Annotated in this window: 28 protein-coding genes; 13 read left to right on the forward strand and 15 right to left on the reverse strand. The window is 42.6% G+C overall.

Annotated features, from left to right (window positions below; translation table 11 throughout):
• Window positions 1-10 precede the first annotated feature (10 nt).
• On the reverse strand, window positions 11-667 hold the full coding sequence (msrA, locus tag HYN49_RS12240; protein ID WP_108904380.1) for a peptide-methionine (S)-S-oxide reductase MsrA: 657 nt from the start codon (window positions 665-667) through the stop codon (window positions 11-13).
• Between the two features lie 219 nt (window positions 668-886).
• Here msrA and HYN49_RS12245 point away from each other — a divergent pair, with 219 nt between their 5' ends.
• From HYN49_RS12245 to HYN49_RS12265, 5 genes are all read left to right on the forward strand, one after another.
• A complete protein-coding gene (locus tag HYN49_RS12245) occupies window positions 887-1,219 on the forward strand; it encodes an ArsR/SmtB family transcription factor (RefSeq protein WP_108904381.1) in 333 nt (110 codons plus the stop codon).
• 11 nt (window positions 1,220-1,230) lie between these two features.
• Entirely contained in the window at window positions 1,231-1,695 is a 465-nt protein-coding gene (locus HYN49_RS12250; RefSeq protein WP_108904382.1) for a DUF6428 family protein, read from the forward strand.
• Between the two features lie 120 nt (window positions 1,696-1,815).
• Window positions 1,816-2,241 (forward strand): arsenate reductase ArsC, encoded by a 426-nt coding sequence (locus tag HYN49_RS12255; protein ID WP_108904383.1) that lies wholly within the window; start codon window positions 1,816-1,818, stop codon window positions 2,239-2,241.
• Between the two features lie 75 nt (window positions 2,242-2,316).
• The gene (locus HYN49_RS12260; RefSeq protein WP_108904384.1) at window positions 2,317-2,979 is read left to right on the forward strand and encodes an ABC transporter ATP-binding protein; all 663 of its coding nucleotides are present in this window, start codon (window positions 2,317-2,319) and stop codon (window positions 2,977-2,979) included.
• An 88-nt stretch (window positions 2,980-3,067) separates the two neighbouring features.
• Complete coding sequence (locus tag HYN49_RS12265; RefSeq protein WP_108904385.1) at window positions 3,068-3,922, forward strand: hypothetical protein; 855 nt, start codon at window positions 3,068-3,070, stop codon at window positions 3,920-3,922.
• A 2-nt stretch (window positions 3,923-3,924) separates the two neighbouring features.
• On the opposite strand, the gene HYN49_RS12270 is transcribed toward HYN49_RS12265, so the two are convergent.
• On the reverse strand, window positions 3,925-4,698 hold the full coding sequence (locus HYN49_RS12270) for a TIGR02757 family protein (protein ID WP_108905067.1): 774 nt from the start codon (window positions 4,696-4,698) through the stop codon (window positions 3,925-3,927).
• Window positions 4,699-4,806: 108 nt separating this feature from the next.
• On the opposite strand from HYN49_RS12270, the gene HYN49_RS12275 reads away from it, so the two are divergent.
• Entirely contained in the window at window positions 4,807-6,156 is a 1,350-nt protein-coding gene (locus HYN49_RS12275) for a DEAD/DEAH box helicase (protein ID WP_108905068.1), read from the forward strand.
• A gap of 63 nt (window positions 6,157-6,219) precedes the next feature.
• On the opposite strand, the gene lpdA is transcribed toward HYN49_RS12275, so the two are convergent.
• Entirely contained in the window at window positions 6,220-7,626 is a 1,407-nt protein-coding gene (gene lpdA, locus HYN49_RS12280; protein WP_108904386.1) for a dihydrolipoyl dehydrogenase, read from the reverse strand.
• Window positions 7,627-7,787: 161 nt separating this feature from the next.
• Window positions 7,788-9,701 (reverse strand): amino acid permease, encoded by a 1,914-nt coding sequence (locus HYN49_RS12285; protein ID WP_108904387.1) that lies wholly within the window; start codon window positions 9,699-9,701, stop codon window positions 7,788-7,790.
• Between the two features lie 224 nt (window positions 9,702-9,925).
• On the opposite strand from HYN49_RS12285, the gene HYN49_RS12290 reads away from it, so the two are divergent.
• The 3 genes from HYN49_RS12290 to HYN49_RS12300 all read left to right on the forward strand — a co-directional run bounded on the left by HYN49_RS12290 (window position 9,926) and on the right by HYN49_RS12300 (window position 11,198).
• Entirely contained in the window at window positions 9,926-10,561 is a 636-nt protein-coding gene (locus tag HYN49_RS12290) for a peroxiredoxin (protein ID WP_108904388.1), read from the forward strand.
• 65 nt (window positions 10,562-10,626) lie between these two features.
• Window positions 10,627-10,944 (forward strand): thioredoxin family protein, encoded by a 318-nt coding sequence (locus HYN49_RS12295; RefSeq protein WP_108904389.1) that lies wholly within the window; start codon window positions 10,627-10,629, stop codon window positions 10,942-10,944.
• Window positions 10,941-11,198 (forward strand): DUF6952 family protein, encoded by a 258-nt coding sequence (locus tag HYN49_RS12300; RefSeq protein ID WP_108904390.1) that lies wholly within the window; start codon window positions 10,941-10,943, stop codon window positions 11,196-11,198. Before HYN49_RS12295 ends, HYN49_RS12300 begins: the two co-directional genes overlap by 4 nt.
• A 172-nt stretch (window positions 11,199-11,370) precedes the next feature.
• On the opposite strand, the gene HYN49_RS12305 is transcribed toward HYN49_RS12300, so the two are convergent.
• Window positions 11,371-12,906 (reverse strand): YifB family Mg chelatase-like AAA ATPase, encoded by a 1,536-nt coding sequence (locus HYN49_RS12305; protein WP_108904391.1) that lies wholly within the window; start codon window positions 12,904-12,906, stop codon window positions 11,371-11,373.
• 124 nt (window positions 12,907-13,030) lie between these two features.
• On the opposite strand from HYN49_RS12305, the gene HYN49_RS12310 reads away from it, so the two are divergent.
• A complete protein-coding gene (locus tag HYN49_RS12310; RefSeq protein WP_108904392.1) occupies window positions 13,031-14,233 on the forward strand; it encodes an NAD(P)/FAD-dependent oxidoreductase in 1,203 nt (400 codons plus the stop codon).
• A gap of 106 nt (window positions 14,234-14,339) precedes the next feature.
• On the opposite strand, the gene HYN49_RS12315 is transcribed toward HYN49_RS12310, so the two are convergent.
• The 9 genes from HYN49_RS12315 to HYN49_RS12355 form a co-directional block, all read right to left on the reverse strand.
• Complete coding sequence (locus HYN49_RS12315; protein WP_108904393.1) at window positions 14,340-16,382, reverse strand: protein-disulfide reductase DsbD family protein; 2,043 nt, start codon at window positions 16,380-16,382, stop codon at window positions 14,340-14,342.
• Window positions 16,360-17,688, reverse strand: coding sequence for a tRNA lysidine(34) synthetase TilS (gene tilS, locus HYN49_RS12320; protein ID WP_108904394.1), 1,329 nt, complete (start codon window positions 17,686-17,688; stop codon window positions 16,360-16,362). The genes HYN49_RS12315 and tilS overlap by 23 nt, the downstream gene beginning before the upstream one ends.
• Before the next feature lie 11 nt (window positions 17,689-17,699).
• Window positions 17,700-19,001, reverse strand: coding sequence for an anthranilate synthase component I family protein (locus tag HYN49_RS12325; protein WP_108904395.1), 1,302 nt, complete (start codon window positions 18,999-19,001; stop codon window positions 17,700-17,702).
• Window positions 19,002-19,040: 39 nt separating this feature from the next.
• A complete protein-coding gene (locus tag HYN49_RS12330) occupies window positions 19,041-19,583 on the reverse strand; it encodes a hypothetical protein (RefSeq protein WP_108904396.1) in 543 nt (180 codons plus the stop codon).
• Window positions 19,584-19,628: 45 nt separating this feature from the next.
• Window positions 19,629-19,934 carry a DUF3892 domain-containing protein gene (locus tag HYN49_RS12335; RefSeq protein WP_108904397.1) on the reverse strand — a complete coding sequence of 102 codons (306 nt, stop codon included), beginning with the start codon at window positions 19,932-19,934 and terminating at the stop codon, window positions 19,629-19,631.
• Window positions 19,935-20,136: 202 nt separating this feature from the next.
• Window positions 20,137-20,847, reverse strand: a complete 711-nt coding sequence (locus HYN49_RS12340) for a response regulator transcription factor (RefSeq protein WP_108904398.1) — start codon at window positions 20,845-20,847, stop codon at window positions 20,137-20,139.
• Window positions 20,844-21,608: a sensor histidine kinase gene (locus HYN49_RS12345; RefSeq protein WP_108904399.1), complete on the reverse strand. Its 765-nt coding sequence runs from the start codon at window positions 21,606-21,608 to the stop codon at window positions 20,844-20,846. The genes HYN49_RS12340 and HYN49_RS12345 overlap by 4 nt, the downstream gene beginning before the upstream one ends.
• The gene (locus HYN49_RS12350) at window positions 21,590-22,240 is read right to left on the reverse strand and encodes a hypothetical protein (protein WP_108904400.1); all 651 of its coding nucleotides are present in this window, start codon (window positions 22,238-22,240) and stop codon (window positions 21,590-21,592) included. The genes HYN49_RS12345 and HYN49_RS12350 overlap by 19 nt, the downstream gene beginning before the upstream one ends.
• A gap of 9 nt (window positions 22,241-22,249) precedes the next feature.
• Complete coding sequence (locus tag HYN49_RS12355) at window positions 22,250-22,564, reverse strand: hypothetical protein (protein ID WP_108904401.1); 315 nt, start codon at window positions 22,562-22,564, stop codon at window positions 22,250-22,252.
• A 255-nt stretch (window positions 22,565-22,819) separates the two neighbouring features.
• Between HYN49_RS12355 and HYN49_RS15180 the strand changes: the two genes are divergently transcribed.
• Window positions 22,820-22,957, forward strand: coding sequence for a hypothetical protein (locus HYN49_RS15180; protein WP_181368957.1), 138 nt, complete (start codon window positions 22,820-22,822; stop codon window positions 22,955-22,957).
• Here the strand turns inward: HYN49_RS15180 and HYN49_RS12360 are convergent, their stop codons facing one another.
• On the reverse strand, window positions 22,958-23,413 hold the full coding sequence (locus HYN49_RS12360; protein WP_108904402.1) for a DUF1801 domain-containing protein: 456 nt from the start codon (window positions 23,411-23,413) through the stop codon (window positions 22,958-22,960).
• Between the two features lie 109 nt (window positions 23,414-23,522).
• Between HYN49_RS12360 and HYN49_RS12365 the strand changes: the two genes are divergently transcribed.
• Together HYN49_RS12365 and HYN49_RS12370 are read left to right on the forward strand one after the other, a co-directional pair.
• Window positions 23,523-24,287, forward strand: coding sequence for a dienelactone hydrolase family protein (locus HYN49_RS12365; RefSeq protein WP_108904403.1), 765 nt, complete (start codon window positions 23,523-23,525; stop codon window positions 24,285-24,287).
• Window positions 24,288-24,370: 83 nt separating this feature from the next.
• Entirely contained in the window at window positions 24,371-25,468 is a 1,098-nt protein-coding gene (locus tag HYN49_RS12370) for a DUF3667 domain-containing protein (RefSeq protein WP_108904404.1), read from the forward strand.
• The last annotated feature ends 1 nt before the right edge of the window (window position 25,469 follow it).

The following is a 25,469-nucleotide window of genomic DNA, read 5'->3' on the forward strand; positions in this document are numbered from 1 at the left end:
AGTCTGTCATTTATTCCTTTTTCAATTTATCCTTAAAATGCTTACGCACTTTTTCAACTTTCGGAGTGATTACATAATGGCAGTATGACTGGCCTTTATTTTGATTGTAATAATTCTGGTGGTAGTTTTCTGCGGCATAAAAGGTTACGGCCGGCGACACTTTGGTTACAATCGGATCAGGGTAGGTTTTGGCAGCAGTCAATTGTTTAATGTAGTCTTCAGCGGTTTGCTTCTGGGCGTCGCTGTGGTAAAAAATTTCGCTCCTGTACTGTGTCCCGATGTCATTTCCCTGGCGGTTTAACGTCGTTGGATCATGCGTTGCAAAAAACACTTCGAGCAATTCTCCGAACGAAATTTTCTTCGGGTCGAAAGTGATTTGCGTGGCTTCTGCATGGCCCGTCGCTCCGGAAGAAACCTGCTCATAAGTAGGATTCGGCCTCGCGCCGCCCGTATATCCTGACACGACCGATTTTACGCCATCCAATTCTAAAAAAATTGCTTCCGTACACCAAAAGCATCCGCCCGCAAACGTGGCGACTTCCATTCCATCCTGTATATCCATCTTTATAGGTTCATTAGTTGCTGCCATAGCATCGTTGTTTTCTTTTGTCTTCGATTGGCACGCCATTCCGAGCAGTGCCAATATCAAAAAGGTTACTTTTTTCATATTTTAAGTGTTTCACAAATATACGTAATGGGTAAAGTTTGGTTTTGGGTTTAACTTTATTTTGGGAATGGATCAATGATCGTTTGGACAAACACTGAAAAGAAATATTCATCAACTTGAAACTTAAAAAAAAAAAAATCAACCCTTTACAAATCTTCAAAAAAAAAAAAAATTGTTTTTAATTATTTATCGTAATATTGCAATATAATTATATTAAATATGGGGGCTACCAAAACAGACCATTTCAATGAAAAGCAAAATCAAATCGCCACACTTGCAAAAGCGCTTGGGCATCCTGCCCGTGTTGCGATCATAGAATATCTCATGAGTGTTGACACTTGTATTTGTGGCGACATCGTAAATGTCTTACCACTCGCCCAGCCTACAGTCTCACAACATTTAAAAGAACTTAAGACTGCGGGCTTAATAAAAGGGAATATCGAAGGGAATTCGATCTTTTACTGCATCAACGAAAAAGCATTGGAGATACTGCAATCCTATTTTGCAAATGTTTCCTTGCACCTTGAAAAGAAAAAAAATAATTGCTGCTAAAAAATATCTTGATGAAATTATCTGAAATCAGACAAATCCTTGAAACTGCCGAAACTGTAAACTTTGTATTGGAAAACGGAAAATCTGTTCCTGATCATTTCCACGTCACTGAAGTAGGCATTATAACGAAACATTTTATCGATTGTGGGGGAACTATCCGAAATGAAAAAGTAACCAACTTCCAACTGTGGGACGCAAACGATTTTGAGCACCGCTTGAAACCAGGAAAATTGCAAAAGATCATTGCACTTTCAGAAAAGGTGCTGCAAATGGATGATCTTGAAATCGAAGTCGAATATCAGTCTGATACCATTGGAAAATACGATTTGGGATTCGACGGGAAGAATTTCATACTGCTTTCCAAAAAAACGGCGTGCCTCGCAAAAGATGATTGTGGAAACCAAAATCATCATGAGCAAAAAAACACTTCAAAATTGGAAACTTCATGCTGCTCCCCAAATGGAAATTGCTGTTAACTTTTTTCACAAATACAGAAAGCCAATCGTAATCACCACTTCGGTCATTATGCTCCAGATCATTTTCGGTTGGGATGCTAAATTTTGTATCATCAATTTAATCTGGCTTTTAGTTTAGTGATGAAAAATATTTTAGTCCTCTGTACGGGTAATAGTTGCCGAAGCCAGATTGCCGAAGGTTATCTCCGCCATTTCTCTGGCAATAAAGCAACAGTGTTTAGCGCCGGGATTGAAACGCACGGCGTAAATCCAAAAGCAATTGCCATTATGAAGGAAGTCGGGATTGATATTTCAAATCATACTTCAAATAACATCGATGAATACCATGGTATCGAATTCGATTTTGTGCTCACGGTTTGTGATAATGCCAAAGAAAACTGCCCGTTTTTTCCAACAAAAGCGAAAAAATTTCATCATGATTTTCCTGATCCGGGGAAAGCAACAGGAACTGAAGATGAAATTCTTGACGCGTTTCGAGAAGTCAGGACAATGATAAAAGATTATTGTGAGCATTTCGTTTCGGAGCAAATCAGGAGCTACAGCTAACAGCGTAAGTCACCGGATGGTTCTTTCTTCTTTCAGCATAGCGGTCTTTTCTCTATCTTTGCCAAAATCCCATCCATGATCCAGGCGAAAAATATCCACAAACATTACGGCGAACTTCATGTTCTGAAAGGCGTGAATCTGCACATTCAGAAAGGCGAAATCGTATCCATTGTGGGCGCATCTGGAGCGGGGAAAACCACGTTGCTGCATATTTTAGGCACTCTGGATAAAGCCGATGCCGAAAACACCACGCAATTGCTGATCAATGGCGAAGATGTATTGAAGATGAATGATAAAAGCCTGTCGCGTTTCCGTAATGTGAATCTGGGGTTTATCTTCCAGTTCCACCAGCTTTTGCCGGAATTTACGGCTCTGGAGAATGTTTGCATCCCGGCATACATCGCCGGAAAAGGAAAATCTGAGACGGAAGCTGAGGCAAAAAGGCTTTTGGAATACCTCGGACTTTCGCACCGCATTTCCCACAAACCCGGGGAACTCTCCGGCGGGGAACAGCAAAGGGTGGCCGTGGCGCGCGCATTGATCAACAAGCCTGCAGTGATTTTTGCCGATGAACCGTCGGGAAATCTGGATACCGCTTCCGCAGAAAACCTGCACCAATTATTTTTTAAGCTCCGCGACGAATTCAACCAAACCTTTGTGATTGTTACACATAATGAGGAATTTGCCAATATGGCCGACCGCAAACTGATCATGTCTGATGGCAATATCGTGGGTTAATTTTTAACATTTGATGTGGTAAATCCGCATTAACGTCCTCGCTGCTTTTCCTAGTTTTACGATATCGATCACATCGGTATTATAAGCCATGAAAATTTTCATCACTGCCATTTCCTTGATCCTAGTATTTTCATACAGCTGCTCCGGAACCGCTTCTGGTGACGGTTATGATGGGGACTGCCAGGCATCTGAAATTCCGGAAATGAGGTTTGATAAGCTACCGGCCGACACTGTTGGCGATGTTGTCACAATACAATTGTACCGTGCCAAAACCTTCCGCAAGGCGCTTCCGTGTGATTTATCGGAATGGGCTGCAATCAACCCGAATGTATATTCCGTCATATTGAATGAGTTCTTGGATGACTACACACCGGAACATAAATTTGTTGCACTTCGCATGATGTGGTCAATGTCATACAATGACAATTATTCCGGTGATGGTTTTTACGCCGATGCAGATGATGGAACTGCTGATTTCAGTGGTGATTTAGAATTAATCCCACGTTATTTTACAGTCGATGGTTTGCCTGTTGAAATTGATTTCGGGAATACCTTCAGCGACGGCGATAATGCCCGAAAACCGGTATCGCCTTTATTGGTGGAAGTTTTGAGAAATGTTATAAGGGATGCCAACCGCGTTCTACCGCCAAATCAAAAAATCCATTCCATAGAGGTGATCTCAACTACAAATGGAAGCCATATTGCCGGGAGCAACCATGCTAAAAAATCAGCATTGGACATCAGCAAAATTAACGGTTCAGCAGTTTTTGAACCTTCATTACATGACATCGTTGCCGCTATGCAATGGGCATTTGATAGTGAATTGCATATCAGGGAAAATTTCGGCCCGCTGTTTAAACACAAAACATTTGCAGACGGATCGAGGGATAACAATTTTAAGGTTCCCGGTCATTTTGACCACATTCATATTTCAGTGCAATGAGTTTATAACAAGATGTTTTTTTCAAAAGCGCCGATTCCAAAGAGCGCATAATCATATTTCACCGGATCGATTGGATCAAAGGCACGAAGGTTAGCATCCAGTTCTACCAGCGCTTTGCCATCGTTTTGCCTCCTGGTGATCAAGCCCAGGCTGCGTGCGATATTTCCGGAATGGACATCGAGCGGACATGATAAGATAGATGGTGAAACGGAATGCCAAATACCAAGATCGACACCGCTGTTGTCCTTTCTTGCCATCCAGCGTAAAAACAAATGAATGCGCTTTGCTGCAGAATTTGTAGCCGGGTCAGCAATATGCTTTTGAGTGCGTTGCTGGTGATTTACTTCAAAAAAGCGCTTTTTAAATTCGGTGATGCTGTTGTGCAGGTACCCTTCAGACTGGTTTGTGGCAAACAGCTGTTCCATGCCACCGTATTTTTTGTAAATATGCTGCAATCCGACGATAAAAGTACGGAAGTCAGTGGCATTGAACGTGCGGTGTACGAAACCTTCCATACGATTTAGGTCTTTTGCAGTGTGCGACATGACAAAATCATAAGGGGAATTTCCCATAAGTTCCATCATCCTCATGGCGCTTCTGATTACAGATTTGCGGTTCCCCCAGGCAACGGTTGCAGCGAGGAAGGCTGATATCTCAATGTCTTCCTTTAGTACATAGAGATGCGGAATCTGTACGGGATCAGATTCTATGAAAATGGGATTGTTGTATTGCGAGGCTTTTTCATCGAGAAATTCCTTTAATTCGGACTGGTTCAATCCTGAAATCATGTGCTTTTCCATTGGCAATTTTTACGGGCACAAAGGTAACGCAAATTCGTAGCCCGCATTGTGCATAAAATCAATACCTTTGCCGAAAATTACGCAATGGCTACATTCGAACAATTCAACCTCCCGAAATCATTACAGAAAGCAGTTGACGAGCTTGGTTTCGTTACGCCTACCCCTATCCAGGAAAAATCATTTTCGGTAATTATGTCGGGACGCGATATGATGGGGATTGCCCAGACGGGAACAGGAAAGACATTTGCTTACCTTTTGCCATTGCTGAAATTGTATAAATTTTCACCAACGCGTACTCCAAAAATTGTTATCCTTGTCCCTACCCGTGAACTTGTGGTCCAGGTTGCCGAGGAAGTCAAAAAACTGACCACTTATATGTCCGTGCGCACGCTTGGCATTTATGGCGGTGTGAATATCAACACCCAAAAAACGGCTGTTTACCACGGCATAGACATCCTTGTGGGCACTCCGGGGCGTGTGATGGATTTGGCATTAGACAACGTACTTCGGTTTGATGAAACCAATAAGTTGGTGATTGACGAGTTTGATGAAATGCTGAATTTAGGTTTTCGCCCGCAGATCACTTCTATCCTTGCGATGATGAAACCGAAAAGGCAAAATATCCTTTTTTCAGCAACAATGACCGATGAAGTGGATGCGGTGCTGAATGACTTTTTTGATTTCCCTGAGGAAGTCAGCCTGGCTACTTCGGGAACACCTTTGGAAAATATCACACAACTTGCTTATCAGGTGGTGAACTTCAATACTAAAATCAATTTGTTGAAGGATTTGCTGCAAAAGGATGAAAATATGAGCCGCCTGCTGATTTTTGTGAACAACAAAAAAATTGCAGACATGCTTTTTGACAATATCGATGAAGAATTTCCGGGGCAATTTGGTGTCATCCATTCGAATAAATCACAGAATTACCGTTTGAATACGATGGCGGAATTCCAGGAAGGTAATTTACGTGGTATCATCACTACCGATATCATGGCACGTGGATTGGATATTTCAGATATTACGCATGTGGTCAACTTCGAGATGCCTGAAATGCCGGAGTTATACATGCACCGTATCGGGCGTACAGGCCGTGCTGATGCTACCGGTACTGCGATCAGTTTTTATACGGCGCGTGAAGAAGAAATGAAACTGGAAGCGGAAGTGTTGATGAATAAGGAAATCGAAATCATCCCTTTCCCCGAACATGTGCCCATTTCAGACAAACTCATCGGACCTGAAAAGGACAAACAGCCAATTAAGTTCCTGATGAAAAAAGTAAAACTCGAAGGAGATGGCGCTTTTCATGAAAAATCGGAGAAAAATAAGAAAGTGAATCTTGGCGGGCCTTCAAAAACCAAGAAGAAAACCCATGGTTCTGTAAACCGGAACATGCTAAGGACACAGACAGCAAAGCGAAATAAAAAGAAATAACCCTTTTATTTTAAATAAAAAAACCCGCCAGCAATGACGGGTTTTATTTTATAGCTGTTTTTCTTAAATATGCAATGACCTGTTTTCCGTGGCACCTAAGGCCGCCTCTTTTACTGCCTCCGCATACGTTGGATGCGCGTGCGACATCCTTGCGATATCTTCTGCGGAAGCCTTGAATTCCATTGCCGTTACGGCTTCGGCGATTAAATCGGCAGTTCTTGCGCCAATCATGTGGATTCCCAATACTTCGTCCGTCTTGGCATCGGCCAATATCTTTACGAAACCATCAGTATCACCGCTGGCACGCGATCTTCCCAGGGCTTTAAATGGGAAACTGCCTGTTTTATAGGTGACACCGGCTTCTTTCAATTGCTCTTCGGTTTTTCCGACAGCAGCAACCTCAGGCCAGGTATATACCACACCCGGAATCAGGTTGTAATCAATATGAGGTTTTTGCCCGGCAAGCGTTTCGGCTACAAATACGCCCTCTTCTTCTGCTTTGTGCGCCAGCATCGCACCTTTAATGACATCACCGATTGCGTATATGTTTGAAACCGTTGTCTGCAAATAGTCGTTGACTTCAATCTGTCCCCTTTCGGTGACCTTTACTCCGGCTTTTTCAGCGGCAAGTCCGTCCGTATATGGCCTTCTGCCTACAGCGACCAAAGCGTAATCCCCATCAAGCGTAACAGTTTCGCCTTTGGCATTATCCGCCTGAACCTGTACGTTATCGCCATTGCGGGTTACTGATTTTACTTTGTGTGAGGTGTAGAATTTCATGCCTTGTTTCTTCAGGACTTTGGTCAGTTCTTTTGAAAGGCCGCCATCCATACCCGGGATAATCCTGTCGAGGTATTCAACTACCGAAACCTGTGCGCCCAGTCTTAAATATACCTGACCAAGCTCCAATCCGATGACACCGCCACCAATGATGATCAGGTGTTTCGGCACTTCTTTCAACTTTAAAGCTTCCGTGGAAGTGATGATGCGTTCCTTATCAATGCTGATGAAAGGCAGGCTTGAAGGTTTGGAACCTGTCGCAATGATCGTATATTTGGCTTCAAGTATTTCAGAAGCGCCGTCGTTCTTAGCCACTTTGATGTGAGTGGCATCTTCAAATGAGCCTACACCTTCAAAAACCGTAATCTTGTTTTTATCCATCAGGTATTTGATTCCTGAAGTGTTTTGGTCGACGACTGTACCTTTACGGGCAATCATCTGGTCGATATTGAACTTGATTTCTCCTGAAATTTCGATACCATGTTCTGCGAAATGCGAGGTAGCGTCGTGGTAATGGTGAGACGAATCCAAAAGTGCCTTTGAAGGAATACAGCCTACGTTGAGGCAGGTCCCGCCTAAAGTACTGTACTTTTCAATTATGGCTGTGCTAAATCCCAATTGTGCGCAACGGATTGCAGCCACATATCCGCCCGGTCCTGAACCAATAACGACAACATCAAATGAACTCATGGTATATCTTTTTAGGTTTTTAAATTTTGAAGCACAAATTTAGGGATAAATAGTGAAGTAATTCGAAAATTAGGCAATGAGATAAATAGAAAATGTTGTGTAGAAAGAGCTGTTTTAAAATACGCCCATCGCTATTATTTTTCTAATTCCCCTATTTCTGATTATCCGATTGTTTGCCCCAGTTTACTATTCCTCCTGCTGTATCCGAAGTAAATGGCCAATCCGATGAGCAGCCATATGGTGAAATATATCCAGTTCCATACGCTAAGCTCGGCCATCATGTAAAGGCAGCTTATCAACCCCAGCAATGGTATCAGTGATAAATTCTGACGGTATGACCAGACGAGTAATCCCATCAAAACGAATATGAAGATCCACATTGGGATTTTGTGTTTGAATAGTGAAAAGCCGGATTCATACTTTAATGCATCAGGAATCGGCAGTGAGGCTACCACTTTTTCATAATCTCCGTTTTCCTGATGGCTTGCGAGCGCATTTTCCAAATCTGCATTGCCTTGTTCCTGAGGAATCAGGACGTTGTGGACTGCCATCGCCTGCTCTTTATCAAGTGAAGTAACAATATCTGCAGGCTCAAAAACCTGCCGTTCATTGGTTACAAAATCCATAGTAGCTTTTTTATTGACTGTAAAAGCGATCGTGATGCCTGTAATTAATAAGACAGGGTAGATAAATTTTGCATTGATGTATGGCGTGCGGAATTTACCACGCGGGATGTCTTTTTTATTCTGCAATACCAAAACCCCGGCACAAACAAGTACAAAGGCGAATAATGTTCCGATGCTACAAAGGTCCGTAACCATCGTCAGGTTCAGGAACAATGCAGGAATGGCGACTACAAATCCAGTGACGATTGTGGCATACGACGGTGTTTTAAACCGTGGATGCACGCGGGAGAATTTCTTAGGCAGCAACCCATCACGGCTCATGCTCATCCAGATGCGCGGCTGTCCCATCTGGAATACGAGCAATACACTTGCCATGGCTATCACGGCACTCACGGCGATGATCCCGGACATCCATTTGAGGTTAAGTTTTTCGAATACAAAAGCCAAAGGATCACCCACATTCAGGTCGTTGTAACTGACCATACCAGTGAGGACAAGGGCTATGATAACGTATAATATCGTACAAATGATAATCGCCCACATCATGCCGCGTGGTAAGTCGCGTTGCGGGTTTTTGCACTCCTCGGCGGTGGTGGAAATCGCATCGAAGCCAATATACGCAAAGAAAACTGCCGAAACGCCTTTGAGAACGCCTGCTACCCCATTCGGGGCAAACGGATCCCAATTGTCTACATCTACATAAAAAACACCGACCGCAATCACAAGCAGGATGATGCATAACTTTACGACCACCATCATATTGCTGGCGTTACGCGATTCCTTCATGCCCCTGTACACAAGATAGGTAATAAGCACAATAATGAACAAGGCCGGTAGATCGGCAACGAAGTGGAAAGAGCCTAAAACCGGTGCGCTGTTCCATGCGACATAGGCATTCTGCAGGCTTTCACTTAAACTTTCAAAAGGCTTTCCGGTAGCCATCAATGCCGTCGCTTCGTTAAAACCATTGGAAGCGGTGAGGTAATCCATCTGTATCCATTGGGGCAGGTGGATGCCACCGCTGTTGAGAAGGCCTGTAAAATAATCGCTCCACGAAATGGCTACGGTGATGTTTCCAATGGCATATTCCATAATGAGCGCCCAGCCAATGATCCAGGCAATGATTTCCCCGAATGCCACATAGGAATACGTGTAAGCACTTCCGGAAACGGGAACCATCGAAGCAAATTCTGCGTAAGCGAAAGCCGCAAACCCACAGGCTAAGGCGGTGAAAAGGAACAGGAAAATTACAGCAGGGCCGCCATCGGCACTGGCTTTCCCGATGGTGCTGAAAATTCCTGCCCCAACGATGGCAGCGATTCCGAAGGCGGTCAGGTCGCGGGTTGTTAAGTGTTTGCCAAGGCTGCTGTGGCCTTCCGATTCATTTTTTTCAACCTGCTTTAAAATATCCTGTACCGTCTTTTTGCGGAATAAGTCTGCGAATGCCATATTGTTTTGGTTTGAATAGGAAACAAATATATTAAAAAATAGTGCGGGTGTGCCTGAGTGCCTGAAAACCTGAGCAACTTTAAAGTTTAACATGCTTGCTAGTTATTGTTTGTATAATTTAAAACTATTAAAGAATAAAAATATATCATAATAAACTATAGCTTAATTAATTCTATGTCAATAAATTTGCCTCAGAAAAATAATAAACCTTAAATATATTACATATGTCATTAGTCGGTAAAAAATTTCCAAACATCAGTGTTGATGCCATTTCAGAAATGGGCGATAACCTTAAAATCAACATCTTCGAGGAAGCGGTAAATAACAAGAAAAAAGTGCTTTTATTCTGGTACCCAAAGGATTTTACTTTTGTATGCCCAACCGAATTGCATGCTTTTCAGGCTGCGCTACCTGAATTTCAAAAAAGGAATACGATGGTAATCGGTGCTTCATGCGACACGAACGAAGTGCACTTTGCATGGTTGAATACGCCAAAGAACAATGGTGGGATTGAAGGTGTTACCTACCCGATCCTTGCCGATACGAACAGGAATCTTTCGAATATCCTTGGCATCCTTGATATCGAGTCGACGAGCTACAGCGAAGAAACCGATTCAGTAATTATTGAAGGTTCGAACGTAACCTACAGGGCGACTTACCTGATTGACGAAACCGGAAAAATTTTCCACGAAAGTGTCAATGACATGCCATTGGGCCGTAACGTAAACGAATACCTGAGACTGCTTGATGCTTACATTCACGTGCAGGAGAAAGGCGAAGTTTGCCCTGCAAACTGGGAAGAAGGCAAGGAAGCTATGGCAGCTACCCGTGAAGGTGTAGCTTCTTACTTAAGTAATTAAATTGGTACAAGGTAGAGGGCAAAAGTATACCTGAACCCTGTACCCTGAACCCTAAACCAAATAATATGCTGATCGAATTAAATGAAGATACGCTGCAAAACATTGTAGCGAAAAATCCTAAAGTAGTTGTGCAATTTTCTGCGTCATGGTGCGGCAATTGCAGGATTATGAAACCGAAGTTTAAGAAAATGGCTTCGGAAAACGAGTCGATGACGTTTGTGATTGTAGACGCGGAGCAATCGCCGGAATCGAGGAAACTTGCCAATGTGTCGAATTTACCAACATTTGCCACTTTCATCAATGGAAAGCTTGTAAATGAAACGCAAACCAACAAAGCCGAGGTTTTGACAGAATTGGTGGACGAAATCGCTGCTGCCTTATGAAGCTGCCGGTAATCAAACATTTAACACAATTCATTGAGGACAACGACCAGGATTACCTTATCGAAACGATTGAAGTTCTCGAAGCATTGACCGAAGTACCTTCTTTAAAGGATGAAGAACTTGATGTAATAGGCGAACTGATCTCGAACATGTACGGCGCACTCGAAGTCAATAAGATGGTGCGCGGCGGCATGGATAAGAAAGAGGCTTTGAACGCGTTCATGCAGCGGGTTTTGGGGTCGATTGACAAATAAGTTTTAAATCGTAAGATTAAGAAAGAAACCCGGTTAAAGCCGGGTTTTTGCTTATTAACTTTATTATGCACACAAGTTAGAGTCTATCGACATCATTTTGCTCAAAACCCGGAAGTGTTTTCGCGGCGTTGTATAACGGTCAACTGAGGCTGCCAATGCCACTGCTAATATCCTACCCCAGCCAGCCATCCCGGTCCAAACTCCTGTATTGTATTGCCTCTGCTATATGTGACGATGCTACCTGCTCCTGTTTGTCCAGATCAGCAATCGTACGCGAAACCTTTAAAATACGGTCATAAGCCCTTGCGGAAAGGTTCAGGCGTTCCATCGCGGTTTTTAGCAATTGTAAAGAAGCCTCGTCGAGCTTACAATATTCGCGGATCAGCTTGGTGCTCATCTGTGCGTTGTAATGCACTTTTTCCAATGCTGCAAAACGCTGTGTCTGTATTTCACGTGCTTTGATGACGCGTTGCCTAATCTCGGCGCTGTTTTCAGATTTGCAGTCATCGGACAGCTTTTCAAAAGGAACCGGGGTGACTTCAATATGGATGTCGATCCTATCCAATAAAGGCCCTGAAATTTTCCCAAGATAGCGCTGCATTTCATGCTGGGATGCATTTGAAGGGGAATCCGGATCATTAAAGAACCCACCCGGACTCGGATTCATACTCGCCACCAACATAAATGATGACGGATAGGTAATCGTAAACTTCGCCCGTGAAATGGTGACTTCCCTGTCTTCCAAAGGCTGCCGCATCACTTCCAGTACATCGCGCTTAAACTCCGGCAATTCATCGAGGAATAATACGCCATTGTGCGCCATCGAAATCTCACCGGGTTGCGGGTAACTGCCGCCTCCTACAAGCGCTACATTTGAAATCGTATGATGCGGACTTCGGAATGGGCGTTGGTTCATCAATCCGGCTTCCTTCAGTTTTCCGGCGACGCTGTGGATTTTTGTCGTTTCCAGTGCTTCCCGAAGCGTCATCGGCGGAAGGATGCTCGGCAATCGTTTCGCAAGCATCGTCTTGCCTGCTCCCGGCGGCCCGATCAATATAATATTGTGTCCGCCGGCCGCCGCAATTTCCATACATCTTTTAATGCTCTCCTGCCCTTTTACATCCGAAAAATCAAATTCAGGGAAGTCCAGGGTTTTGAAGAATTCCGAACGGGTGTCAATAACAGTAGGTTCGACAGTGCCATTTCCTTCAAAGAAATCAATCACTTCTGAAACGTTGGAAACGCCATACACATCGATCCCGTCCACAATCGCTGCTTCATCAGCATTTTGTATCGGCAGGAAAAAACCCTTAAATCCTTCTTCGCGCGCTTTAATGGCTATGGGCAATGCGCCTTTGATCGGCTGTAAACTGCCGTCAAGCGAAAGTTCGCCCATGATGATGTATTTTTCAACCTCGTCAGATTTGATCTGGCCTGAAGCGGTGAGTATCCCGATAGCTAAAGTGAGGTCGTAGGCAGAACCTTCCTTTCGCAGATCGGCCGGGGCCATATTGATGATGATTTTCTTTCCGGGCATGTTGTACCCGTTGTTCTTAAGCGCCGCCGAAATGCGGAAACTGCTTTCTTTGATAGCATTATCAGGGAGTCCCACAAGATGGTAACCAATCCCTTTGTCCATATTGACTTCCACCGTAATGGTTGTGGCTTCCACGCCAAAGACGGCGCTTCCGAAGATTTTAATGAGCATGGCGTATAAATGTTTAATGGCGTTTAGTGGGATAAAAATACCCAATTCTGCAAAACAAACTATAAAAAATCAATAAAGTTTTTCCATCAAAAACCATTTCATTAAATTTAGGTAAACCAAACCCATGGACCTTAAATCTGGCTTGCCTTTCTGGCTGATTAAAAACGGACTTGCGAAAGATTACGACACTTTAGATGAAAATACCGAGACCGAAGTACTTATCATCGGTTCCGGGATTACAGGTGCCTTGGTAGCACATTTCCTTTGTGAGGCCGGGGTAAAATGCGTTATCGCTGACAAACGGATGGCATCAACCGGAAGCACCACTGCCAGTACGGCACAATTGCAGTACGAGATCGATGTTTATCTTCATGAACTCATTGAAATTATTGGGGAGGAAAAAGCAGCCAAAGCTTACAAAATGTGCCTCGAATCCATTTTTACTTTGCAGAAAATCATAGGGCAGATGGGCATCGACGGTGAATTTGAAATGAAATCGTGCCTGAATCTGGCTTCTGATAAAACCGGTGCGAATACACTTCGAAGAGAATATAAAGCACGCAAAAAACATGGCCTTCCCTGTGAGCTTTTGGATAAAAAACAACTCAAAGAGAAGTTTAATATCGACCGTGAACTGGCATTATATAACGATTGTTCCGCGATAATCGATACTTTCAAATTGTGTACCCAAATCCTCGAATACCACAAGAAAAAATCAGGACTGAAGGTCTACAGCCACACTGAAATCGTCAGTATCGAACATAAAAGAAACGGCATTGTCGCGCTTACGCAGAAAGGAAATTCCATCAAGGCCAAAAAAGTTGTAGCCGCACCCGGCTATGAATCTGAAAATCTCCTGGATGAAAAAGTGATGCGGCTGCATTCGACCTATGTATTGGTCAGCAAACCTATTAAAGAGGCAACGTTCTGGAACGAAAAATGCTTGATCTGGGAAACGGCAAGGCCTTATATCTACATCCGTTCCACGGCTGACAACCGCGTAATGGTTGGCGGTTTTGACGAACCATTTTATGATCCGAAACGCAGGGATAAACTAATGGCGCGCAAAAATTCCTACATCCTGAAACGTTTCCATAAATTATTCCCGGATATCCAGATTGAAACGGATTTTTACTGGTGTGGTACTTTTGGGGAAACCAAAGACGGATTGCCGTTCATTGGTGAGCATGAAAACCACCCGAACATGTATTTCGCATTGGGATACGGCGGAAACGGAATCACTTTCAGCGTAATTGCTGCGGAAATTATCAGGGATCTATACCTCGGAAAAAAAACGGAAACGGAATTATTTGCATTTGGAAGGTAAATTATTGGATTTTAGGACTACTGACTTCTTATATAAATAGTTCCTATTTTAAAATCTTACAGTCTTAAAATCTTACAGCCCTAAAGTCCTGAATCCTCTCTGCAATCTATTTCTTAAACCTCGAAACGCCATCCTTCAGCCATTTATAATAGGTATCAATATCAGGCGTGTAGGCAATCGGCTCATTTAGGTTTTGTTCGTCAAGCCCCATCAGTACGTAATACGGACGCGCATTACTCTGGTATCTTTCCCTTTCAAAATCAGACCATTTTTTACCTACAGTGGTAATTTCTGAACCGGTAGCTTTGGAGACATATTTTTCACTTTCAGGCAATTCCACGGCAGAATCCCCGTAAAGTGAAATCAGTACCACATCGTTTTTGAGCATGGCAAGGACTTTGGGATCAGACCACACATTATTTTCCGTCAGCCTGCAGTTCTGGCAGGTTTTTCCGGTAAAATCGAGCATCACCGGCTTGTTGACTTTTTTAGCATAAGCCAAACCTTCGCCATAATCTTCAAAAGACACGATGTGATGCGGTCCGTAAACAGCCCCTTCGGGCAAAACCGGCAAAGCGCCAGCGGTGTTGCTCCCGAAACCATCAGGACTTTCGCTGTATGTCTGCGGAGGCGGGAACGCACTGATCATTTTCAGCGGCGCGCCCCATAATCCTGGTATCATATAGACCGTAAATGCTAACGTGAGCAACCCGAAAAGCATGCGTCCCACAGAAATATGCGACAATTGATCGTCATGTGGCAAAGTGATTTTCCCAAAAAGATATAGCGTCAATGCACCAAAAATCGCTATCCAGAACGCCAGGAACAATTCCCTGTCCAGGATGTGCGTTTCGAGTACCAGGTCGGCGCTGGAAAGGAATTTGAATGCCAGTGCGAGCTCGATAAACCCGAAAACTACTTTTACGGTATTGAGCCAGCCTCCTGATTTCGGCATGTTTTTTAATAAACTTGGAAATAAGGCCAGCGAAATAAATGGCAGCGCTAATCCAAGGCCAAAACCGAGCATCGCAAATGTGAGGATCGTAGCACCACCATCGGTGGAAAGGACGCTGCCCAATACGAAACCGAGCGCAGGCCCTGTACATGAAAACGATACAATGATCAATGTCATCGCCATGAAGAAAATCCCTAAAAGTCCGCCGGAATTTGAAGCATTATCGGCTTTATTGGCGAGCCAGTTTGGCATCGTGATTTCAAAAGCGCCAAAAAACGAAATGGCAAAAATGATAAAAATAACGAAGAAAAACAGGTTCAGGTACACATTGGTAGAGATTTCAGTAAACATGTTCGGGTCCAGTTTTTCAAATAAATGGAATGGTACTGAAATCAGTACGTAAATCGCTATAATGCAAAATCCGTAAAAGAATGCGTTGAATTTCCCTTTCGATTTTGAACCTGACTGCTTGATGAAAAAGCTTACCGTCATTGGGATCATAGGGAACACACAAGGCGTGATAGTCGCCAGCATTCCGGCTAAGATCGCCCCGATGAAAATCAGCCACAAGCTTTGCGGCGCTCCTTTTTTAGGTGTGCCTGCTGTATCGCCGGATTTAACCGTAGTGGATTTTTTCACAGTGTCGTTCACTATTTCTTCGGCCTTGGCAGTATCTGCAGGAACAGCCGTTTCGGGAATTTCGGTTGCAGGGGCTATCGCTGCGGCAGGGACTTTCGGAATGTCAAAAGTGAACGCTTTTTCGTCATTAATGCAGCGGTCCTTGCAAACCTGGTATTCGACAGTTGCCTTGATTTTTGTCAATGCAGCATTGGTGATTTTTACTTTTTGCTTAAATAAAGCCTTGTGCGTAAAAAAGGTTTCCTCTACTTCAAAAGCCTCACTGAATTCCTTTTCGGTCTTGCCTTCCGACGTTTTTCCACTTAAAATATAATTTCCTTTTGCATCGGCAAACTTTACCACTGCGGGCATTGAGCCATCGGGATGGGAAAATTGCGAATATACATGCCAACCATCGTCAATAGTTCCTTCCATTATAAGGCTGAACTCGTTGGCGCTTATTTTTTCAACCCGGGAAGTCCATTTTACAGGAGTGAAAATCTGGGCATTGATTTGGGTAAAAACCAATAAAAAGAATACAGATACTAAATGTTTAAGGGGAAATTGAAGTCTCATTATGAAGCGTAATTTGTAGTATGTTTTGAGTTTTGTGTTGAATTTTAAAACGTTCGTCCTGTCGTAAACCAACAATCCAGACGATATCGTCTCCGGAACATAAAAGCCACGCCTGCTCTTTTTCAAACGCGGAAAGCTTTTCGTCCTTGAAGAATTTACTGACTTTTTTCGATTGCCCTTTCATTCCAAATGGCTGAAAATCATCACCTTCATGCCATTTCCTCAGGATCAATGGAAAATGCAGCAAATCTTCGTCCGCAAAGATAACCGTATTTGGCGCATCGGAAATGCCGTTTACTTTGCGAAAGGATAATTTTAAGGGAAAATTAACTTCCCCTACTCCTTTTTCAATGTACAATTCTGTTGGATTTTCAGTTGCAACAGCTGCCAATAAAAGAAAGTCACGGTCCTTAAGCAAACGGAAATGGGTTGAAAAAACCTGTTTTCCCGATTGGGCATGGACCAGATGGTAAATATCTTCCCAGGCAGTAAAGCCAAGCGGCGCGAGCCAACTGTGCAGGTAGGCTTTGTAATTAGGCAACACCAGCAATTCGCCGATATTTATCTTTTTTTGATGTGATTCCTCCGTGACCACTTTGCGGTACACGATCCTTGAAGCATCATCTGCCATCGACATCGCCTGCTGCAGATAAGAGGATGTATTGCTGAAAGATTCCAACAAAGAAGGATTAATTTCTTTCAGCAAAGGAACAACGTGATGGCGTATTTTATTGCGTAAATATTTATCTGAGGCATTGCTGCTGTCTTCGCGCCATTGGATGGCATTTTCATTTGCATAAGTTTCAATTTCATCACGCGAAAAAGGCAATAACGGACGAATGATATTCCCGATTTTTCCAGGAATGCCGGTCAATCCTTCCGGGCCGGTGCCGCGGCTGAAGTTGATCAGGAAGGTTTCAAGATTGTCGTCGGCATGGTGTGCGGTAACAAGGTAATCCAGCTCCTTTTGCTGCAATAATTCCGCAAACCAATTGTACCGCAATTCCCTCGCTGCGAGTTGTATTGACAATTTATAATCCTTTGCAAAAGATTGCGTATCGAACCTGGTATGGAAAAACGGAATTTCGTGCTTTTCAGCAAAGGATTTTACAAAAGCCTGGTCTGCATCACTTTCTTCACCGCGAAGCCCGAAATTGCAATGCGCAATGGCAATCTTAAACGGCAACTGCGAAAACAAATGTGCCATCACCATACTGTCCAGACCGCCGGAAACAGCCAGCAACAGCTTTTTATGTGTCAGGAAGGGAAAATGTTCCGTGAGGTGTATCCGCAGCTTTGTAATCATTTTCAAATATACTAAAAATCCCGGAGCGGGGCGTTCAGTACGGCGAACATCGCTTTGGCTTTGAGCAGGCATTCCTCATATTCTTTTTCAGGATCTGACAGCGATGTAATGGCACTTCCCACTGAAAAAGACAGGTATTTATCAGTTGCATTGTACAAAATACTCCTGATGACAACATTGAAATCGAAGTCATTTTCAGGTGTGAAATATCCGACGGCCCCACTGTACAGGCCCCGTTTGGTTTCTTCCAGTTCTTCAATGATTTTCATTGCCGAAATTTTAGGCGCACCCGTCATACTCCCCATTGGAAATGTGGTTTTAATAACATCTGTTGCTGAAAATTGCGAACCGACTTCTGAAGTGATTGTTGAAATCATCTGGTGCACCTGCGGAAACGAATAAATGCCGCATAATTCCGCAACATGTACGCTACCTTTTTGTGCGGTTTTTGAAAGGTCATTGCGCACCAAATCTACAATCATGATGTTTTCAGACCGTTCTTTCGGGTCCAGCCTCAGGTTTTCTGCGGCAGCGTTATCAGCATCAATTTCATCGTGCCGTTTAGCAGTGCCTTTTATAGGTTGGGAAATAATCTGCGATGCCGATTTTTTCAGATACCTTTCCGGAGAAGCGCACAACAGGTAATGGTTTTTGTTTCTGAAGAAAGCTGCAAAAGGCGGTCTTGACAAGGCATTTAATGATTGAAAAGTCTGAATCGGGTTGATGGATGCGTTTTCCGCATAAAATTCCATACAGAAATTGGCTTCGTAAATATCTCCCCGATGGATGTGATTGAGCATTTTACCAATCTTTTTTATATAGCTTTCTTTTGTAATGCGCCCGAAGATGTCAACCGCTATTTCTGAAGCCTCAGAATCAGTTTTAGTTTGAAGGATATTTTCAAGATCAACATGCAACTCCTCACTGCAAAGATTCAGGTACTGGATCTCTATCGTGTTCCCTTTAAGGAGAAAAAGTTTTTTAGGCTGGAAAAAAAACAAATCCGGAAAACCGAGTCCGTCATGATTCTCTGAAACCAGTTCTTCAGTGGCATTTTTTAAATCATAAGTGAGGTAACCGAATATCCAGTCTTTTGCATTTCTCTGGTAATTCTGAAGTTCTTCGAAGGCGTTTGAAAAATCGGTTTTCAATGACGTAAAAGCATCTACCGCAAGGATACCATCGTAGCTGCCGTACTGTTGATTGTTTTCATTGCTGTCCAGAAAAACCACTTCTGCGAATTGTTCAGACCAAAGCAGCAATTGCTTTTTGAATTCGGGGGCCGAATTTGAAGTAATGTAAGAAGTTCTCAAGCACAAAAATTTGCGCTAATTTACTTAGAAAATTCGGAATCAAAGCGTAGAAAGATTTCGCAATGCCCATCCTGATTCTGCATGAAAAATATAGATATCGATCCTTTTTTCGGGATCTTTTAAATACTGGCTCTTTGCGTCAGTTTTAGTGGTTTCAAAATCAGCATGTGGTTTGAAAAAACTTTTCCAGATGACAAATAAGTCATCGTATGATGCCGTAATTTCATTGAGTTTATAGGTCACATACTCCGGTCTTGGCGCATTGACATCCTCACCTCCATTATAGAACGAAAAATCCACGGTAATAAATGCCTGGCGTTGCGCTTCTGTAAAATTCCCGTTTTTCAGGTCTTCATCTGTAAGTTCATTCTGAACGAAACGAAAGCGTAATATTCCTGCGTTATAGGATTCTTTTGTAGTATAAAGCCTGAACTTTCCATTACTTGTTGCAACAAATTGCTGGGCAATTTCGGTAGCACGTGTTTTATTCTGCACATGTTTTGATTCTTCGATAAGCTTGTAATCCTGGGAAAAAGATTTTGTGAAAAACAGTACCGCGAAAAGTAAAAAAGGAAATTTCATTTTTTAAGTATTGAGGACAAACGAAAAAACTAAAACTTTATTGCATTAACCCAATTGCAATCCTAAAGGATAATCTGGAAGTAACATTAACAATGACAAATCCAGGAAGTCCAGTTCTGCTTTGAGGTATTTATCAGCATCAGGACTTACAGCTACTATCACTTTCGAAAACTCTTCATTGCAGGTGATGTAAAATATCCATTTACCGGATTCGATTCCGATAATAGCTTCTTTTTGAGATATTTGCCATGTCGTACCATCTGGATTCACGCCACCTATAAAAGCAATTCTCTGGTCGATTCTTTGCAGTCCTGATTTCTTAATGAAACGGATTTGATGATTAGTACACATAATCTTTTATTTATTAGGGGTTAATAATTAAACTATGTAGTATGTTGTTATGGTGTGTGGACATAGTAAATTTATTAAAAAAAAATAAGGATTCATTAAGGGTAAACCCTATATTTTCATTTTTTTTTCATCTTTTTTTAAGGGAAAACCCTTAATCTTGAGAAGTCAATATAAATTTTAGAATAAATAACAGTTGTTTAACTTATAAGCCAAAGTCGTCCATGGATAAATAATTGTTCCTGAATGCGTAAATAATGGCTCCAATGAAGTTTTTAGTATTGGTCTTATCGAGAATGCGTTTTTTATGCCCTTCAACAGTTTTTGCAGAAATGCAAAGTTCTTTGGCGATGTCCGCATTACTGAATTCCTGGCAAGTCATCTTGATAATCTCAATTTCCCTTTCGCTTAGCCCGTTTTTATCGGCCTTATCAGCTTCCTGCCCCCCTTGCTCTACTTCGGTTTCCTCTACATTAATATTAGAGCGGTTTTGCCACAGCAGCGCTTCCCTGATCACGCTTCCCAATTCCATACCGAAATAGTAACCTGTTTTTTCGAGGCTTTTGATGGCCTGCTGCAATTGGCCGGGATCGGAATTTTTTGTGAAATATCCATGGGCTCCCAATTCCAGTATCTTGTGGATGCTTTCTTTGGTGGTAAGCTGTGATACTATAAGTACTTTGATCTCAGGAAAATTGCGTCGCAGGATGATGCAGGTTTCATATCCATCCATTTCAGGCATCTCAATATCAAGCAATACGATATCTGGTTTTATTTCCGTTTTTTCCAGCTTTTCGATAAAGACTTTTCCATTTTCGGAATCCGAGACAACCTGTACGCCTTTAAACGAATTGACCAGCAGGACAAGGCTTTTCCTGAACAGTTGATGATCATCGACGATGGCAACTTTTATCATGCTGATGTTTTTATGACGATTGAAAAATGGTTGCCTGAAGTGGTTTGCTTTTGTTCAAAAGCGGCTTCCAGTATTTTTAAACGTGACCGAATGTTGCCCATACCGGCTCCTTTTGAAATTTTGAACAAGGCGTCAAAATTGTACGGATTCCCGTCTTCTATTATTTCTATAATGACGCTATCCTGACGTTCATAAAACATGACGGTGCATTTTGAAATCTGTCCGTATTTAATCATATTCGTTGAAAACTCCTGTACAATCCTGAATACCTCATAAGCTTTTTCCGGCGCAAGGCTGACCTTATTTGGGGCTTCTATATTGAACTCAATGCCCTTATAGGCAGCTGTAAGCCTCTCAAAATAATCTTCGAGCGCAATGACTAATCCAGCCGATTCCAGTAACTGCGGCATCAGCTTATATGAAATGGAGCGCGTGTTCTGCAATGCGGCTTCAATGCCGGAATGGATGCCTTTTAATATTGACATTTTATCCTCGTCTGCTTCCTGCTTTTGGAGGATCGTGATAAAATTACGCACAGCATTCAGGTCGCCAGAGATGCCATCATGGATATCAGCAGCGATGCGCGTGCGTTCGTTTTTCTCACTTTGTAGTGCTGCCTTAAGCAATAATTCAGCTTCGATCCTCTTGATTTTTGCCAAATGGTTTTGGTAAAAAAGTACCAGAAAAATCAGCCCGCCGCCAAAAAAAAGCGAGACTGAAGTGCCAATCCATAAAACGGTATTCACTTCCTGATTTTCCATATTCCGAACATTAGAAAAAGCCTTAAAATGATGTTAATGACAATATTGATAAGCCAGTAATCCTTAAATCCTTCATTATCAGCGTTAATGAGCTGACTGCTCAGCAAAAATAAAAATATAGGCCCAAATAAGTACATGATTATCCCTGAAACAAAATAAAAATCAGGGAGTTTCAAAAGGGAAGTTTCAGGAAGGTCTTTAAAAACACCTGTAAACCAATGAATTGAGAAAATATAAATGGCTATTGTGGCAAATGCGGAAAGGTAGGAATCTGTGAGCATGCTTTCGCTGAAATCCCATCCGAATCCAATGCACACATAGATAAACAGCAGGAAAAATAATATTCCGGACAGGATGTATAGCCCTTTTATCCGACATCGGTTCAACTGAAAAAAATACCATAATAATACATAAAATTCAGTGAAGGTATAGACTTTGTAATGTACCGCGGACGGAATGCTGTACGTCATCGCGAAAATCTCGTATATATCTGATAATAAAATTATTAACAGGAAGTTGAAAATTAAAGGTGTCCCAAATCCGATTTTCTTTTTTCTGCTCAGGTAATAGCCAAATAGGATAAAAGTAGAAAGAAAATAAATGCTGAAAATAGCGATCTGGAACAACTTCATTTCAAAATATTATTTGCAAAGTGCGCTTGATGCATCACAAAAAGATGGACATGGGGCAGCCTTATCCATAATCACTCCTGAGCAAATATCGTTGTTACTCGCATTAGTACCCACTATAACGGGCGTAATTTGTCCCGTAACTTCATCATAACCATTATAAATCCTGATGCCTGTACAGCCGGCCTGATCCAATATCATTTTTATATTCTCAGCAGATACGAGGTATCCTTTGATGGCATTGGGATATTTTAACCGAAAGTTACCGGTAAGCGTTGTCGCTGTAGCTAGTGTAATTTGTTGTCCGGGGATGAGATTTTGTTCCATAATAAATAAGGGGTTTAAAATTGTTTCAAAACAAAAATAATTTAAAAAAAAATATTTTCATCAAGGGTTTTCCCTGAATGTATTAAGGGTTTTTACTAACGAAATTAGGGAAAACCCTCGCTAATTACATTTCAATATAGGGAAAACCCTTAACGCTTGGTTCCGGAATTACTTATTCCCTCAATCAAAATTCAGGGTTTTCGGGTATTGCCAGTTGGAAATGGTAATGATAACTTTACGTCACAAACGACAGACATGAAAATGCAGCATTTATCCAGGAAACATATCGTAAGTAAAGGACGGGACCATGATCCACAACTGGGCCTGGTAAGGTTTTTATTGTTCATCACGCTTTTTATTTTATTCATGGCGGTGTATGCCATTTTCCGTTAATTACCTCTTCAGGTTATTTTCGTATATTGAAATCCAATCCTGAACAGAAATTTTACGGCTCAGTTCCGCAATCAGTTCAAAAGGTATCGCTTCAGGTTTCTTAAACCGTATACAGCCCTTTCCCATGTCAAGTTTCCATTTAGAATGTTTTGGATATTCCCCGACAAACCAATCCAGCAATTTTTGGTTCGCATATATCCCGATGTGATGCAGCGCAATGAAGTTCTTTTGAGATGCGATGCTCATAAAAGGCAAGGGTAATTTCGGGTTGCAATGGTAGCCATCCGGGTAAATGCTGTGTGGCACACAATAGGTAATCATGCCGTATGCGATCCCTTCTGAAAAACCATCGGGGAGATTTTCCCTAACGGTCGCCCGCAATTTTCCAATGGCACTTTTGCGTTCCTCAGGAAGCTCCTCAAGATATTGTTCTACTGTGGTGGCTTTTGATTGCATTTGATTTTGTTTTGCCCAAAGTTATCAAAACCACGTTAATTTTTTCAACCAAAAAACTTTTCAAAATTTAGATTCCCGATATTTGTTACAACATCAGAAAAATTCGCTTATGAAAACGCTTCTTTACTTATGCATCGCAATGATCGGTGGCCATTTATCAGCTCAGCTGAAACCCGTAGCTTATTATGACGGCAGCCAAAAACTCAATGGTTTGTCCGTAACGCCTTCCAAAGCACAAAAAGATAAAAAAGGGATTCTCGTGCTCCCCGCCTGGAAAGGCATAGATGCACATGCGAAGGAAAGTGCGCAAAAGCTGGCCGATCTGGGTTATTATACTTTTATCGCCGATATTTACGGGGAAGGGAATTACCCGAAAGATGGTGCCGAAGCCGGAAAACAGGCAGGATTTTACAAGCAGGATTACAAAGCTTACCAAAAACGCATCAGACTCGCTTTGGAACAACTGGTAAAAGCCGGTGCTGATCCGAATAAAATCGTAGTCATCGGATACTGTTTCGGCGGGACCGGCGCACTTGAAGCTGCTCGTGCCGCAATGCCTGTAAAAGGCGTGGTGTCGTTTCACGGCGGATTGAAAAAAGATGCTTCCCGCCCAAATGACCCGCTTGCTGCGAAAGTGCTGGTACTTCACGGAGCGGACGATCCCAACGTGCCTGCTGACGAGGTGGCTGCTTTCCAGAACGAAATGCGGGATTCTAAAGCCGACTGGCAAATGGTGTTCTATGCCAATGCCGTGCATGCATTCACCGATCCTTATGCAGGCAGCGACAACTCGAAAGGTGCCGCTTACAATGAAAAAGCCGACAAACGCTCCTGGGAAAGCATGCTGGATTTCGTTAAAGAAGTCCTGAGGTAACCATTAGTGCGAAACAAAGGGTGTAAATTCTGATTTTTTTAGTAGTTTTAACTCCTTTAACCAATCCGCCTTATAACGTTTTTATGTCCAAAAGCCAAATCAGAAAAGACAAAACCTGCCTGAATTGCAACCATGTGGTCGACCAGCGTTTTTGCCCCAATTGTGGGCAGGAAAACACTGATTCGCGCAAGACTTTCCACCATCTTTTCATTCACTTTTTCGAAGACCTGACGCATTATGAGAACGCGTTCTGGAAAACGATCCGTAACCTGCTTTTCAAGCCGGCCTCGCTCACCAAAGAATATCTCTCGGGCAAGCGCCTCTCCTATCTGGCGCCGGTAAGGCTGTATATTTTTATCAGTTTCATTACTTTTCTTATGCTTTCGATGCTTTCCTCGGGAGAAGAGGAACAGGAACACCGTTCGCTGGCAGAACTCAGGCCGAAGCCAGGTGTCGAGTTGAGCCAGTCTGAAGCCAAAGCGGTCAGGGAAATCGATTTGGTATTGTCGCGGCAAAAAAGGATTGATTCGCTGCAGGCAGCGGGGCAGTTTTCCAGAGAGGAAGCCAAAACGATGAAAAAATCCCTGGAACAGCAATACCAATCGATAAGCTTTGGCAAGGAATTCGGTTACAAATCAATGAAAGAACTGGACTCGGTACAGCGCTCCCTGCCTGAAGATAAGAAACTCGGACCGTTCGGTTATTGGTTTTACAGCAAGATGACTATGGTCAATCAGGACAATATGACCGGTGATGAGCTTGTTACGAAATTCAAGGAGTCATTCCTGCACAATTTCCCGAAGGTATTGTTCATTTACATGCCGATTTTTGCTTTCTTTCTGTGGCTTTTCCATGGCAAGAAGCGCTGGTACTATTTCGACCACGGCATATTCACGCTGCATTATTTTTCATTTGTGCTGCTCGTGACGCTGATTGCGCAGTCAATCGATTATTTGCTTGGGCTGATGCATTCGGATATTGCCGACATTATCTCCAGTTTCCTTGTTTTCGGGTTCGCCTGCTGGATGCTGTACTATTTTTTTCCGGCGCACCACAGGTTTTACGGCGAAACACGCACCGTTTCGTTTCTGAAAAGCGTAACGCTGTTCATTATCAACTTTTTTATCATATCGGCCATACTATTCGTATTTTCGGTATATACATTAATCAATCTGCACTGAT

Source organism: Flavobacterium pallidum (genome assembly GCF_003097535.1).
In the GTDB taxonomy this organism is placed as follows: Bacteria; Bacteroidota; Bacteroidia; order Flavobacteriales; family Flavobacteriaceae; genus Flavobacterium; species Flavobacterium pallidum.